The organism is Buttiauxella gaviniae ATCC 51604 (assembly GCF_001654835.1).
Classification (GTDB): Bacteria; Pseudomonadota; Gammaproteobacteria; order Enterobacterales; family Enterobacteriaceae; genus Buttiauxella; species Buttiauxella gaviniae.
On record NZ_LXEP01000132.1, the window covers coordinates 1 to 206 of the forward strand.

General features: G+C 59.7%; 1 protein-coding gene. It reads right to left on the reverse strand.

Features of this window, described 5'->3' with window-relative positions:
• The coding region (locus tag M977_RS25665; RefSeq protein WP_209438633.1) for a hypothetical protein at window positions 1-206 on the reverse strand (206 nt) is incomplete at both ends.

Below are 206 nucleotides of genomic sequence, written 5' to 3' on the forward strand. Positions count from 1 at the left end.
TCAGTGGTACCTGTGCGGGTGTCAAATCAGTCAATGGAACGTGAGCCGGAGTCAAATCCGTCAACGGGACTTGCGCTGGTGTCAGCTCCGTCAGTGGCACCTGCGCTGGCGTCAAATCAGTCAATGGAACGTGAGCCGGAGTCAGGTCCGTCAACGGGACTTGCGCTGGTGTCAGCTCCGTCAGTGGCACCTGCGCGGGCGTCAAA